The sequence below is a fragment of the Pseudomonas sp. SK2 genome, assembly GCF_016772395.1.
Lineage (GTDB): Bacteria > Pseudomonadota > Gammaproteobacteria > Pseudomonadales > Pseudomonadaceae > Aquipseudomonas > Aquipseudomonas taiwanensis.
In genome coordinates this window covers 5,299,792-5,313,770 of the sequence record NZ_CP061944.1, presented here as the reverse complement: position 1 = coordinate 5,313,770, position 13,979 = coordinate 5,299,792, and the positions used below count along the sequence as shown (strand labels likewise).

The 13,979-nt window shown below is 61.0% G+C and carries 14 protein-coding genes; 9 read left to right on the top strand and 5 right to left on the bottom strand.

What is annotated here, in order from left to right; genetic code table 11:
- Nucleotides 1-2: 2 nt before the first annotated feature.
- Both IF103_RS24100 and IF103_RS24095 read right to left on the bottom strand, forming a co-directional pair.
- Complete coding sequence (locus tag IF103_RS24100) at nt 3-1,559, bottom strand: phospholipase D family protein (protein WP_023383022.1); 1,557 nt, start codon at nt 1,557-1,559, stop codon at nt 3-5.
- Nucleotides 1,560-1,624: 65 nt separating this feature from the next.
- Entirely contained in the window at nt 1,625-3,049 is a 1,425-nt protein-coding gene (locus tag IF103_RS24095) for an aminotransferase-like domain-containing protein (RefSeq protein WP_202676197.1), read from the bottom strand.
- Nucleotides 3,050-3,227: 178 nt separating this feature from the next.
- Here IF103_RS24095 and IF103_RS24090 point away from each other — a divergent pair, with 178 nt between their 5' ends.
- Nucleotides 3,228-3,458, top strand: a complete 231-nt coding sequence (locus IF103_RS24090; RefSeq protein ID WP_023383020.1) for a DUF1127 domain-containing protein — start codon at nt 3,228-3,230, stop codon at nt 3,456-3,458.
- A gap of 4 nt (nt 3,459-3,462) precedes the next feature.
- Here IF103_RS24090 and IF103_RS24085 read toward each other — a convergent pair whose 3' ends face one another.
- Both IF103_RS24085 and IF103_RS24080 read right to left on the bottom strand, forming a co-directional pair.
- Entirely contained in the window at nt 3,463-4,755 is a 1,293-nt protein-coding gene (locus IF103_RS24085) for an NAD(P)/FAD-dependent oxidoreductase (protein ID WP_104881065.1), read from the bottom strand.
- A 74-nt stretch (nt 4,756-4,829) separates the two neighbouring features.
- Nucleotides 4,830-5,816, bottom strand: coding sequence for an RHS repeat-associated core domain-containing protein (locus IF103_RS24080; protein WP_084212886.1), 987 nt, complete (start codon nt 5,814-5,816; stop codon nt 4,830-4,832).
- 141 nt (nt 5,817-5,957) lie between these two features.
- Between IF103_RS24080 and IF103_RS24075 the strand changes: the two genes are divergently transcribed.
- A complete protein-coding gene (locus IF103_RS24075; protein ID WP_003253518.1) occupies nt 5,958-6,311 on the top strand; it encodes a YkgJ family cysteine cluster protein in 354 nt (117 codons plus the stop codon).
- A gap of 2 nt (nt 6,312-6,313) precedes the next feature.
- Here the strand turns inward: IF103_RS24075 and dadR are convergent, their stop codons facing one another.
- Nucleotides 6,314-6,802, bottom strand: a complete 489-nt coding sequence (gene dadR / locus IF103_RS24070) for a transcriptional regulator DadR (RefSeq protein ID WP_003258963.1) — start codon at nt 6,800-6,802, stop codon at nt 6,314-6,316.
- Nucleotides 6,803-6,957: 155 nt separating this feature from the next.
- Here dadR and dadA point away from each other — a divergent pair, with 155 nt between their 5' ends.
- The 7 genes from dadA (at nt 6,958) to IF103_RS24035 (ending at nt 13,878) form a co-directional block, all read left to right on the top strand.
- Entirely contained in the window at nt 6,958-8,262 is a 1,305-nt protein-coding gene (gene dadA, locus IF103_RS24065) for a D-amino acid dehydrogenase (RefSeq protein ID WP_023383017.1), read from the top strand.
- Between the two features lie 135 nt (nt 8,263-8,397).
- Nucleotides 8,398-9,471, top strand: a complete 1,074-nt coding sequence (gene alr / locus IF103_RS24060) for an alanine racemase (RefSeq protein WP_023383016.1) — start codon at nt 8,398-8,400, stop codon at nt 9,469-9,471.
- Nucleotides 9,472-9,579: 108 nt separating this feature from the next.
- Nucleotides 9,580-10,128, top strand: coding sequence for a cupin domain-containing protein (locus IF103_RS24055; protein WP_023383015.1), 549 nt, complete (start codon nt 9,580-9,582; stop codon nt 10,126-10,128).
- A gap of 153 nt (nt 10,129-10,281) precedes the next feature.
- Nucleotides 10,282-10,686: a c-type cytochrome gene (locus IF103_RS24050; RefSeq protein WP_049818688.1), complete on the top strand. Its 405-nt coding sequence runs from the start codon at nt 10,282-10,284 to the stop codon at nt 10,684-10,686.
- Nucleotides 10,687-11,121: 435 nt separating this feature from the next.
- Nucleotides 11,122-11,367: an RHS repeat-associated core domain-containing protein gene (locus IF103_RS24045; protein WP_202676196.1), complete on the top strand. Its 246-nt coding sequence runs from the start codon at nt 11,122-11,124 to the stop codon at nt 11,365-11,367.
- A 25-nt stretch (nt 11,368-11,392) separates the two neighbouring features.
- Nucleotides 11,393-11,833, top strand: a complete 441-nt coding sequence (locus tag IF103_RS24040; protein ID WP_202675755.1) for a hypothetical protein — start codon at nt 11,393-11,395, stop codon at nt 11,831-11,833.
- 185 nt (nt 11,834-12,018) lie between these two features.
- Nucleotides 12,019-13,878 (top strand): acetyl-CoA hydrolase/transferase C-terminal domain-containing protein, encoded by a 1,860-nt coding sequence (locus IF103_RS24035; protein ID WP_202675754.1) that lies wholly within the window; start codon nt 12,019-12,021, stop codon nt 13,876-13,878.
- The last annotated feature ends 101 nt before the right edge of the window (nt 13,879-13,979 follow it).

Below are 13,979 nucleotides of genomic sequence, written 5' to 3'. Positions count from 1 at the left end.
GGCTAGAGCATCTTCTCCAGCCCCACCGCCTTGCTGATCCAGGCATTGAAACGCCGCCACAGGCCGCCAGGCTCGGAGGTCAGCATGCGGCGCTTGCCATTTTCCTCGGTTACCCAGACCAGCTTGTCGTCCACCAGCCTGGGCTGGTAACTCAGTGCGGGTGCCATGCCTTGTACCGCCAGAAAACGGGTGTATTCAGCCAGTTCCGGGCTATCGACCAGCACTCCAACCTCGGTGTTCCACAGCAATGATCGCGGGTCGAAGTTGAACGAGCCGATGAAGGTCTTGCGCCGGTCGAAGACGATTGCCTTGCTGTGAAGGCTCGAATCCGAACTGCCATGGAAGCTCAAACGGTATCTGGCGTTGGTGTCACCAGGTTGGCGGCGCAGTTCGTACAACTGCACGCCGTGCTCCAGCAGGGCGCGGCGGTAGGGCGCATACCCGCCATGCACAGCCGGCACGTCGGTGGCTTCCAGGGAGTTGGTCAACAGCTTGATCGAAACGCCCGCATCGGCAGCGCCGGTCAGGTACAGCAGGCCTGACTTGCCCGGCACGAAGTAGGCCGAAACCAGAATCAGCTCGTGATGCACGTTGTCCAGGTCCGGCGCCAGTTGCTGGCTAAGCAGCAGGTGCGGGTCTGGCTCGTCGTCGGCCAGGACTTTGCTCGGCGCATCCCACAAGGCCTGGCTATGTGCCCAGATCAGTTCGTTGCGCCAGATATCCAGGCGCGGCTGCGTCTGGTAGGCCATCAACCTGTCGTACAGGGCCTTGTGCCTGACCCGCGCCTCGGCCAAGGACACCTCAAGGCGTCGACGGCTGGCATGCAGGTCGCTGGCATCTGGCTGGCGCCATAGGAAGTCTCCAATGGGACGGCTCAGCGCGCTGTTCCAGTACTGGTCGAAACCATGACTGAGCTGCTCGGCCACGGGGCCGACTCCCAACAGGTCGATGTCGGTGAAGTTGAGGTTGGGCTCGGCATCGAAATACTCGTCACCCAGGTTACGTCCGCCGACGATGGCCATGGCGTTGTCCACCACGAACAATTTGTTGTGCATGCGCCGGTGTTGTCGGGAGAGGTTGAACAGACGTCCTGCGGCGCGTGTCACGCCTGTGCTGCGGCCGAGGTGCAGCGGGTTGAACACGCGAATCTGGATGTTGGGGTGGGCGTCGAGGGTGCCCATGATGGTGTCGAGGCCATCGCTGGTGGTGTCATCGAGGAGAATGCGCACCCGAACGCCACGGTCGGCCGCGCGCAGCAGTTCGTGGACCAGCGCCCGCGTGCTCAAGCCGTCATGGACGATGTAGTACTGCAGGTCGATGCTGGCCTGTGCGTTACGGATCAGCTCGGCCCGGGCGCGGAAGGCCTCGTTGCTGTTAGGCAGCAGCCGGAATCCGGAGCGGCCGTCATAGGGTGCGGCCTGGCGAAGTACGGAGCGGCCGAAGGCCGACTCGTTCGCTGGCAGCGCCTGGCTGACTTCGCGGGTCGTACCGACGCTGGCGCAGCCCGCGAGGCCGAGCAGCAGCGCTAGCAACAGAGGCAGGGCAGGCGTGAATCTCAAGGGTGGATCGTCCTGTGCAGCAAGGGCCTGAAGGTTGGACTGTGGAGGGCGGCGCAAAGTTACGCTCAGGTGATGTCCTGATCCAGTAGACGAAGGGCGGTTTCACCGACCTTGCGCACGGCATCCTCGATCTGTGGTGTGGGGCGCGAGGCGAAGTTCATGCGCAGGCAGTGACGAAACTTGCCCGAGGCCGAGAAGATGCCGCCTACCGCGATTTGCACTCCCTGCTCCAGTAAAGCTCGGTTCAGCCGCAGCGTGTCGAAATCTTCAGGCAATTCGACCCACAGCATGAAGCCCCCTTGTGGCCGGCTGACACGCGTCCCGCTCGGGAAGTACTGGGTGACCCAGTCGCTCATCAGGTCGCGACCGCGCTGATACTGGCTGCGCATGCGGCGCACATGGGGTTGGTAGTGCCCGGCGGCGATGAAGTCGGCGATGGCCAGTTGCGGTTGGGTGGCCGTGCTGCCGGTGCTGATGTACTTCATGTGCAGCACCCGCTCCAGATAACGCCCCGGCGCGACCCAGCCTATGCGCAAGCCCGGGGCCAGGGTCTTGGAGAAGGAGCTGCACAGCAGCACGCGGCCGTCGTCGTCGAACGACTTGAGGGTGCGCGGGCGAGGGTAGGTATATGCCAGGTCGCCATACACATCGTCTTCGAGAATCGCCACGTCATAGCGCTGGGCCAGGCTCAGCAGCGCCTTCTTGCGGGCCTCGGGCATTATGTAGCCGAGCGGGTTGTTGCAGTTCGGGGTGATCTGGATGAGCTTGATCGGCCATTGTTCCAAGGCCAGTTCCAGCGCTTCCAGACTGATTCCGGTGACGGGGTCAGTGGGGATCTCCAGGGCTTTCATGCCCAAACCTTTGAGGGTTTGCATGGCGCCGTGGAAGCTCGGCGAGTCAACCGCGACGATGTCCCCCGGGTCGCACACCGCGCGGATGCTGCAGGACAGCGCTTCATGGCAGCCGGTCGTCACCACCAGGTCAGCCGGCCCCAGGCGGCAGCCGGAATCGAGCATCAACCGGGCGATCTGCTCGCGCAGGGCCAGGTTGCCGTGGATGTTGTCGTAGTAAAGGCCGGGCATGTCCTGGCGCCGGCTCAACTGGGCGAGGCTGCGCAACAGCGGCTTGAGGGTGGGGCTGTCGATGTCGGGCATGCCGCGGCCGAGCTGGATCACATCCTTGCGGGGCGTGCTGCGCACCAGCTCCAGCACCTGTTCCCACTGGGAGATATCCACAGGGCGCTGCGCCGGCCGGCTGACGGCGGGCAGGGCGGGGAGGTGGCGTCCTTCGCTGACGAAGTACCCGGACTTTGGGCGTGGCGAGACCAGGCCGCTGTCCTCGAGCATGCGATAAGCCTGCTGTACGGTGCTGAGGCTGACGCCATGTTCCTCGCTGAGGGCTCGCACCGATGGCAGCCGCTGACCAGGGCGATACAGGCCCTGCTCGATGCGGGCGCCGAGCAGTTCGGCGAGGTTCAGGTAGAGGGTCACGGCATACTCCTGCGCTGCATTGGCATAGCGACCGGTACAGTTGGGTTGAAAATACAGCATTCAGTCGATCTTCAGCCAATTCTGTATGGGAATAATAAGGCTGTATTGGATCTGTATTGCCGGTGCTGCCGACGTGCATGCTTTCTCCACGGTATCAACTGAACGGGAGAATGCAGCGATGGGTGGCATGAGCGATATGCGCTTGCAACTGTTGGCCAAGGAGCTGGAAGTCGGGCAGCAGGCCAAGGTATTCAACGCGCCGGAGGGTTTGGGGCGTTGGGGGCTGATGCTGCATCGCTGGCACACCCGCAGGGCGCTGCTGCAGTTGACGGATGACGAGCTGCGCGATGTCGGGCTGAGCTGGGAGCAGGCCCGGACAGAAGGGCGTAAGCCCTTCTGGAAAGATTGAGGCCTTAGACCAGTTCTTTAAGCCGGTGCCACAGCATCCCCAATGCCAGCAGCGGCGAGCGCAGGTGCTTGCCGCCGGGGAAGGTGATGTGTGGCACCTTGGCGAACAGGTCGAAACGCCCGCTCTGCTGGCCGCTGATGGCTTCGCCCAGCAGGCGCGCGGCCAGGTGGGTGGCGTTGAGCCCATGGCCTGAATAGGCTTGGGCGTAATACACGTTCGGCTGGCTGACCAAGCGGCCAACCTGTGGCAGGCGGTTGGCGCCGATGCCGATCATGCCACCCCACTGGTAATCGATGCGCACGTCGGCCAACTCAGGGAACACCTTGAGCATCTTCGGCTGCATGTAGGCGGCAATGTCCTTCGGGTCGCGGCCCGAGTAATGGCAGGCCCCACCGAACAGTAGGCGGTTGTCGGCAGACAGGCGATAGTAGTCCAGCGCCACACGCTGGTCGCACACCGCCATGTTTTGCGGCAGCAACCTGCGCGCGCGTTCCTCACCCAGCGGCTCGGTGGCGATGATGTAGCTGCCGGCTGGCAGCACCTTGCCGCCCAGTTCGCGGTTGAGGTTGTTGTGATAGGCGTTGCAGCACAGTACCAGGGTCTTGGCGCGCACCCGGCCTTGGGCAGTATGCACCTGAACCTCGGGACCATAGTCGATACGGGTGACCTCGGACTGCTCGAACAGCTTCACGCCTAGGCGGGCTGCCACGGCGGCTTCGCCCAGGGCCAGGTTGAGCGGGTGCAGGTGCCCCGAGCCCATGTCGACCAACCCACCCACATAGCAGTCGGCGCCGACCACACTGTGGATATCATCTTTGCCGACCAGACGCAGTTCATGCGCGTAGCCCAGGCTGCGCAGTTCTTCGGCGTCCTCGGCAAAGCCCAGCAATTCGACGGGTTTGTTGGCCAGGTCGCAGTAACCCCAGGTCAGGTCACAGGCGATGGCATGCTTTTCCACCCGCTCGCGCACGATCTGCACGGCCTCCAGGCCCATCAGCTTCATGCTGCGCACGCCGTCCTCGCCAATTACCGGCAGGAACTGTTCAAGGCCATGACCAACGCCACGGATCAACTGCCCGCCATTGCGCCCACTGGCGCCCCAGCCCAGTTTGCGTGCTTCCAGCAGGATGACCGAGAAGCCGCGTTCGGCCAGTTCGATGGCAGTGTTCAGGCCCGAGTAGCCCCCGCCGACGATGCACACATCGGCGCTGTGTGCGCCTTGCAGGAAGGCGTAGTCAGGGTGTGGCGCGCTGCTGGCGGCGTAGTAGGAGGCGGCGTGCTGCGCGCTGTGAATCATTGTGCAGGTCCCGAGGTTATCGACAAAGCATGGAGGATAAGCTCGGGACCAAGAGGGGGCAACCAAGCGGCTATTCAGGTCTGTCTTGTTATCCCAACCGTCAACGGTAGAGATTGCGCTGGGTCGGGCGCATCCATGGTACCGGCGCCACGGATGTCGTAAAGCTGGTGAGCTGTAGCTACCGCAGCAAGAATCCCGTTGTCGGTTTGTGTGGGCAGCTTGTTTTTACTCATCCGTAACAGAGTGTTGGTTGCCTTCAAGGACACAGCCGCCGGGAGTGCTCTGTTCCCGGCTTGAGCGTTTGCCCGGGTAAGCTCAATAAGTGAGTTGACCACCCTTATATTGCCATTGTGCATTTCCAGAACTTGCTCCCCATTCATTGGGGTTACGTGATACGGCCTTGTCTGATTACCGTTGGATTTCAGCGGCGCATTTGAGTCGTACGGCGGCGGTGGCTCGCCCCAACCAAAGTACGTTGGTGGGGCCGGGCTTTTACCTGTGACTACTGCTCCGGGGGCGGCTGGTGAATAGTGAGGCAGCGTAGGCTGTGCCGGAGGCTGGTTACGGTTGTTTCGGAAGATTGAATGAATAAGGCTTTGCGGAGCTTTCCGGAGGTCACGCAACCTGACTCGCCCCGACGGGTCCGAGTAGTTGACCGGATCGTTCGAGCAGTAAGCATGAGTATTGATCCCGCCTCTGAGGAACGGGCTTTGTGAGTCGGGGCTATGGAAGCGCATCAATTCAGGACTGTAGCTGCGATGACCCGCCCCGAGTAGGTAGCAACCACTGGCAAGATCCAACCGCTCCCCGACGAATCCAATGCTCACTGAGATTGCAGTGGGCATATGGCCAAAAGGAGTAAATGCAAAAGAGTGGTGAGTTTTACTCGATCCGATCATTACGGGCGTTCGTCTTTGATCTAGAGCGACCAAGGCAACACCCGCGGTTTTCCTTTCGGCGAGAGGGAGGTCCAGTGCCTGAACGATGCGAAGCGTATCCTGGGTGCCTTTCAGCACAACAAGCTTCTTTCGGCTGTAGAAGAGTAGAATATGGTTCTTCATTCGCTAGGCTCGATTAGCTGGACTGGGTCGCTGTCTCGTCAGTGTGTGTAGCAAGTAGGCTTACCCACAACTGTCAGAACTACTAGGTCCGCTACCTTTACCGAGCACAAGCGTTATCCGGATAAAACAGCCATCTTCGCCATGTCCTGCAACCGCCACAAAATCCACTTCCTGCGCGAACTCATCCCCTCATTCGAGTGCGAACCCGGCTGCCACGACTGCTGCGGCCCGGTCACCACCTCGGCAGAAGAAATGGCCCGCCTCCCGCGCAAGTCCCAGGCCGAACAGGACGCCGCTCTGGAGCGCCTGGACTGTGTGCACCTCGGCCCCAACGGCTGCACGGTGTATGAAGAACGGCCCATGATCTGCCGCCTGTTCGGCACCACCCCGCGCATGGCCTGCCCGCGTGGCCGTGGCCCTGAACCGATGATCGACCCTGCCGCCGAGCAACTGGTCCATCAGTTCATTGCCACCACCCGCCAGGTGCTGGTCTAGCCTCAGTCCGGAATCGGCAGGCAGAGGCTCTCCTTTACCTCCTCCATCACGATGTAGCTCTTCGATTCGCGCACATGCGGCAGCTTCAGCAGGATGTCGCCAAGCAGCTTGCGGTACGACGCCATCTCCGAAATACGCGCTTTCACCAGGTAGTCGAAGTCACCCGACACCAGGTGGCATTCCAACACATGGGGCAGCTTCAACACCGCGCGGCGGAACTCCTCGAAGGTGTCGCCCGATTTGTAGTCCAGGCTGATTTCCACGAATACCAGCAGGCTGCCCTTGAGGTGCTGCGGGTTCAGGCGGGCGTTGTAGCCCATGATGATGCCCTCGCGCTCCAGGCGGCGAACCCGCTCGGTGCAAGGGGTGGTGGAAAGCCCAACTTTCTCGCCCAGTTCGGTGAAGGAAATACGCCCGTCATTCTGCAGGATGCGCAGGATGTTGCGGTCGATCTTGTCCAGCTCACGCTTACTCTGGTGCTGGGTTCTCATAGGGGATGCCCCTCCGTGAAAGGCGATTTTGCCGAGAATTCTCGCCAATAATAGGCTTTTATATAGTGAATTGCACTGGGCCTACCTTTTTATACTGCGCGCATCCATGCCATTTCAACAAAAGACAGCGGTGCGCCGCGTGCGAGGAATAAACGATGCGAGTTCTGGTACTTGGTAGCGGTGTGATCGGAACCGCCAGCGCCTACTACCTGGCCCGTCAAGGTTTCGAAGTGACGGTGGTCGACCGCCAACCCGCGGTGGCCATGGAAACCAGTTTTGCCAACGCAGGTCAGATCTCGCCTGGTTATGCCTCGCCCTGGGCTGCCCCTGGCGTACCGCTGAAGGCCATCAAGTGGCTGCTTGAGCGCCACGCGCCCCTCGCCATCAAGCTGACCGGCGATGTCGACCAATACCTGTGGATGGCGCAGATGCTGCGCAACTGCACCGCCAGCCGTTACGCGGTCAACAAAGAGCGCATGGTGCGGCTGTCCGAGTACAGCCGCGACTGCCTCGACGAGTTGCGCGCTGAAACCGGCATCGCCTACGAAAACCGCAGCCTGGGAACTACCCAGCTGTTCCGTACCCAGGCCCAGGTGGATGCCGCGGCCAAGGATATCGCCGTGCTCGAACAGTCCGGCGTGCCTTACGAGCTGCTCGACCGCGACGGCATCGCCCGCGTCGAACCGGCCCTGGCGGGCGTGAAAGACATTCTCGCTGGCGCCCTGCGTCTGCCCAACGACCAGACCGGCGACTGCCAGCTGTTCACCACCAAGCTGGCCGAGATGGCCGTGAAGCTGGGCGTGGAGTTCCGCTTCGGCCAGGACATCCAGCGCCTGGACTTCGCGGGTGATCGCATCAATGGCGTGTGGATCGACGGCAAGCTGGAAACCGCCGATCGCTATGTGCTGGCCCTGGGCAGCTACTCGCCGCAGATGCTCAAGCCGCTGGGTATCAAGGCCCCGGTGTACCCGCTGAAGGGTTACTCGCTGACCGTGCCGATCACCAACGCTGACATGGCGCCGACTTCGACCATCCTCGATGAGACCTACAAGGTCGCCATCACTCGCTTCGACAACCGTATTCGTGTCGGCGGCATGGCTGAAATCGCTGGTTTTGACCTGTCGCTGAACCCGCGTCGTCGCGAAACACTGGAGATGATCGTCAACGACCTTTATCCTCGCGGCGGCGACCTGAGCCAGGCCAGTTTCTGGACCGGCCTGCGCCCGGCTACCCCGGACGGTACGCCGATCGTGGGTGCGACCTCGTTCCGTAACCTGTTCCTCAATACCGGTCACGGCACACTGGGCTGGACGATGGCGTGCGGCTCCGGTCGCCTGCTGGCTGACCTGATCGCGCGCAAGAAGCCGCAGATCAGCGCCGAAGGCCTGGATATCTCTCGTTATGGCAACCGCCGTGAGGTTGCCAAGCAGGGTCAGACCGCGCCAGCCCATCAGCAGTAAGGTCGACTGACCCGGCCTCATCGGCGGCAAGCCGGCTCCTGCAGGATCAGCCTGAAGTTCTGGTCCTGAGGAGAACCGGCCTGCCGGCGATCAATCCAACACCGATGACAACCCGAACACCATAAGGCAGCCGCCATGCGACCCGCCCGCGCCCTGATCGACCTGCAAGCCCTCCGCCACAATTACCGCCTGGCCCGTGAACTGTCCGGTGCCAAGGCCCTCGCCGTGATCAAGGCCGACGCCTATGGTCACGGTGCCGTGCGCTGCGCCCTGGCGCTGGAGCCGGAAGCCGATGGCTTTGCCGTGGCCTGCATCGAGGAGGCGCTGGAGCTGCGTGCAGCGGGTATCAAGGCACCCGTGTTGTTGCTCGAAGGCTTTTTCGAAGCCAGCGAGTTGGCGCTGATCGCCGAGCATGACCTGTGGTGTGTCGTGCACTCGCTGTGGCAACTGGAGGCGATCGAAAGGACTCAGGTGCACAAGCCCCTGACCACCTGGCTGAAACTCGACAGCGGCATGCACCGGGCGGGCCTGCACCCCAAGGATTACCACGAGGCCTACCAGCGGCTGCTGGCCAGCGGCAAGGTTTCGCGCATCGTGTTGATGAGCCACTTCGCCCGTGCGGACGAGTTGGATGCCGATGCCACCGCCCAACAAATCGCCGTGTTCGAGGCTGCCCGCCAAGGCCTGGCTGCCGAGTGCAGCCTACGCAATTCGCCCGGTGTGCTGGCCTGGCCTCAGGCGCCAAGCGACTGGGTGCGACCTGGCATCATGCTGTACGGCGCCACGCCCTTCGAAGTGGATCAGGCCCAGGCTGCGCGCCTGCAGCCGGTGATGACCCTGCAATCGCGCATCATCAGTGTGCGGGAGCTGCCGGCTGGCGAACCGGTGGGTTACGGCGCCAAGTTCATCAGCTCTCGGCCGACCCGTGTGGGTGTGGTCGCCATGGGCTATGCCGACGGCTACCCTCGCCAGGCACCCACTGGCACGCCGGTGATGGTCGCTGGCAAGCTCACCCAACTGATTGGCAGGGTTTCGATGGACATGCTCTGCGTCGACCTCACCGACGTGCCTGAAGCCACCATCGGCAGCCCGGTCGAGTTGTGGGGCAAACAGGTACTGGCCAGCGACGTGGCCATGCGCGCTGGCACCATTCCGTACCAGATCTTCTGCAATCTCAAGCGTGTACCGCTGGACTATTACGGCGAATAAGGCGCCGAAGCGGACAGGATGGAGGGGGTGTGTTGTAAATACTGAACGGCATTGCCATGATATCGTTCACATCACCCCCCATTTCTACCGTTTCAGGAGGCTCCAGCTTTGGACGTCGGCGAACGACTGCAAGCCATCCGCAAGCTCAAGGGCCTGTCCCAGCGTGAACTCGCCAAGCGTGCGGGTGTGACCAACAGCACCATCTCGATGATCGAGAAGAACAGCGTGAGCCCTTCGATCAGCTCGCTGCGCAAGGTGCTCAGTGGCATTCCCATGTCCATGGTCGAGTTCTTCTCCGTCGAGCTGGAACCCGAAAGCCCTTCCCAGATCGTCTACAAAGCTCACGAGCTGATCGACATCTCGGACGGTGCGGTAACCATGAAGCTGGTGGGCAAGTCGCACCCCAACCGCGCCATCGCTTTCCTCAACGAGGTCTACCCGCCGGGTGCCGACACCGGAGAAGAAATGCTCACCCACGATGGCGAAGAGACCGGCATCCTGCTGGAAGGGCGCCTGGAGCTGGTGGTCGGGAATGAGACCTTCATCCTCGAAGCAGGCGACAGCTACTACTTCGAAAGCACCCGGCCGCATCGATTCCGCAACCCCTTCGCAGAGCCAGCACGGCTGATCAGTGCGGCGACGCCTTCGAACTTTTGATCCAGCGCAGCGTATTGTTTCGCTAATACCCCTTTCACCTGTGGGGTCGTTTCACGGGTTCCGGGTTCCCGCTATACTTTTCAACGCTCGCAATTTCGTGGTGCGGGCATGATTAGCCACCATGAGGGTGTTCGCGTGAACCAAATCAAGAAGATGCTGGCCTTACCAGCCGCCGTACTCGCCCTCTGGGCAATCAATGCAACTGCTGCAACCAACGACGACATTGCCAAGCGCCTGGAGCCTGTAGGGCAGGTGTGCATTCAGGGTCAGGAGTGCAAAGGCATGGAAGTGGCTGCCGCAGCGGGCGGTGGCGGGGCCAAGACGCCGGACGAGATCATCGCCAAGCACTGCAACGCCTGCCATGGCAGCGGCTTGCTCGGTGCGCCGAAGATTGGCGATACCGCCGCGTGGAAAGAGCGCGCCGACCACCAGGGCGGCCTGGATGGCATCCTGGCCAAAGCCATTACCGGCATAAACGCCATGCCACCGAAAGGTACCTGTGCCGACTGTTCGGACGAGGATCTCAAAGGCGCGATCAAGAAGATGTCGGGGCTTTGATCCAAACCTGAATTGCACGAGGCCCGCCATCGATGGCGGGCTTTGTTTTTGTGCTGCGTGTGTCGGCCGCTTTCGTGGCTAAAGCCTTCGAGTCCTATGCTGCCCATGTGGGAGCGGCTTTAGCCGCGAAAGGGCCGGCACAGGCAACTAACCCCACCCAATCTCTGAAACCATGGACAATCCAGAAAGCCCCGGTGTTTGAACCATGCTGATGATTAACTAGCATTTTTACCAGTTTTATTTTTCGGGTCTACGAATAACACTCAAGCTTCTGGTAATGGTGTTGGATGGGAGCCAATAGACTTGAGAATAGCGGACAATAACGGTCGGAAGCAGAATGCAGTCAGCCGGGTGAAGCTGCAAAGGCAACCCTCCGGCAGTGCCCCTCTGCATCGGGGCTATTCGCCCTATGGCTATCATTCGCTCCTACGCACCATGCTCGGTTTCAATGGTGGCCGACTCGATCCTGTTACAGGGTGTTATCCATTGGGCAATGGGCGTCGATCATTCAATCCATCATTGTTGCGTTTCATCAGCTCGGACAGCATGAGCCCCTTCGCGGCGGGTGGGTTAAATTCATATTCATACTGTCTAGGTGATCCGGTGAACCGCGAGGACCCGAGCGGGAATTGCTGTTTATTTAAGCCCTTCGCACGAATGTTTAGAAGGGGTTTTTCCTAAAAAAGAGCTCCCTGGTAAGTTATATGTGTCGCCTATCATCGAGAGAATGGTTATTAACAAAGACTACAAGAATATTAATTCTGTCATCAACATCAGCCTGGTGGGTAGTTCAGGGCGTGTGCCGCAGGGCTATGAGTTGATCGGCTTTCATGGGAGTCAAGCAAAACATGCGCGGTCGTTGGAATCAGGCCTTGATCCTGGTTACTCAAAGGGTGGAACTTACGGCAGCGGCTTCTACTTTTTCACTAATCTCGATGTGGCCAATAAGTACGCAGGTTCGGATGGAGACGGAATCGTATTCGGCGTGTACGCAGAAAATTTCGGGGAATGGAAAAAAGGGAAGGACTATTTCAGCGCTAATCGAAACGTAATGGTAATCAGGGAGAATGCTTATGGGAAGGTCGCTGTGCGCAGGGAAGTAGCGTTTCCAATTTTAATCAGTGATAAAACCACTGTCACATACTAACAGCGCCAGCATTGATAGCCGGTACGTAGGTGTTTCTGGTGAGTCGAGCACTATTCAGGCCTCTGCGAATATAGGAGGTGCAAAGTCTGTGTGGGAGATTGACCACGAAGACACCTCCTGAGGCAACCAAGCCGCGCGAATTCGTGTCCAACCTCTGACCCCCATGGATGAATGAGGAGATCTCGATGCACCTCTGCTCCATCGACCAGGCTGTCGAGCAAGTGCTGTCGCGCCTGCCAGCTCATATTCACATGGGCCTGCCCTTGGGCCTGGGCAAGCCCAATGCTTTCGTCAACGCTCTCTATGCCCGGGTGCGTGACCTACCCGAACGGCAACTGACTATCTACACGGCGCTTACACTAGGCCGCCCCCCGCTGGGCGACGGTTTGCAACGGCGCTTTCTCGAACCCTTCGTCGAGCGTGTGTTCGCTGACTACGAAGAACTCACTTACCTTGCCGACCTGCGCAACGACAGCTTGCCGCCGAACATCCGTGTCGAGCAGTTCTTCATGCAGCCCGGCAGCCTGCTGCATAGCGAGGCTGCCCAGCAGGACTATGTCAGCAGCAATTACAGCCACGCTGCCCGTGACATCAATGCCAAGGGGCTGAACCTGATCGCGCAGTTGGTCGCCGCCACACCGGAAAGGCCCGTGCACCTGAGCCTGGCCTGCAACCCCGACATCACCCTTGACCTGCTGCCGATGATTGCCAAGCGCCGCAAGGCTGGTGAGACCATCCTCATGCTTGGTCAGGTCCATGCCGAGCTGCCTTACATGCCAGGCGACGCAGAGCTGGGTATCGACCACTTCGACCTGCTGATCGACGTAGCGGAGCAACGCCGGCTGTTTTCGACCCCGAACATGCCGGTCACCACCCAGGACCACTGCATTGGCCTGTTCGCCAGCGCACTGGTGCGTGATGGCGGCACCCTACAGATCGGCATCGGTGCCATGGGCGATGCGCTGGCGGCTGCCTTGCTGGCGCGCCAGGGCGACAACGCGGGCTATCGCGCCTTGCTCGACGAGTTGGACATTCGCCCCTGGCAGACGCTGATCGAGCGGGAAGGGGGCTTGGAAGCGCTTGCCCAAGGGCTGTATGGCTGCAGCGAAATGTTCGTCAACGGCCTGCTGGCGCTGGCCGAAGCCGGGGTAGTTCGGCGCCCGATCAATGGTCAGGGCGTGCTCGTGCATGGCGGGTTTTTCCTGGGGCCGCAGTCCTTCTACCGGCGCTTGCGAGAGCTGCCGCTGGAGCAGCGGGCGCGTTACGCCATGACCCGTATCAGCTTCATCAACGAGCTGTACGGGCAGGAAGCCCTGAAGCGTCGACAGCGCCGCGATGCCCGTTTCGTCAATACGGTGTTCGGCATGACCTTGCTTGGCGCCGGGGTGGCTGACCAGTTGGAAGACGGCCGTGTACTCAGCGGTGTCGGTGGGCAGTACAACTTCGTCGCCCAGGGCCATGCCCTGGCGGGTGGGCGTTCGGTCTTGCTGCTGCGCAGCTGGCGCGAGGCGGGTGGTGAGGTCAGCTCGAACCTGTTCTGGACCTATGGCCACTGCACCATCCCCCGACACCTACGCGATATCGTGGTGACCGAGTACGGCATCGCCGACTTGCGCGGGCAGACCGACAGCGAAGTGATTGCGCGGTTGCTGGCGGTGAGTGACTCGCGGTTCCAGGACACGTTGATGGAGCAAGCCAAGCGTGCCGGTAAATTGGCCAGGGACTTTCAGCTGGATCCGCGCTTCACCGACAACACGCCCGAGCGGCTTGAGGCGGTGCGGGCACGGCACGCACGGTTGTTCCCAGAGTATCCGCTGGGCACGGATTTCACGGCACAAGAGCAGGATTTGCTGCGCGCGCTCAACTGGTTGAAGAGCAAGTTCAAGCTCAGAGAGGTGCTGGAGCTGGGCAAGGCGGCACTGGAGGCACCGGGGCCGGAGGGGTATGAGGCGCACCTGGCGCGGATGCAGCTGGATCAACCGCAGGGGCTGAAGGAAGAGTTGTATCAGCGGTTGTTGCTGGCGGGGCTAGAGGCAACCCGCTAAACCAAGGTTCAGCGCCTTACCCTGTGGGAGCGGGTTCACCTACGAATGAGAGGGTGACGTCACCGTTGTCTTCGCGGGTAAACCCGCTCCTACAGGAGAGG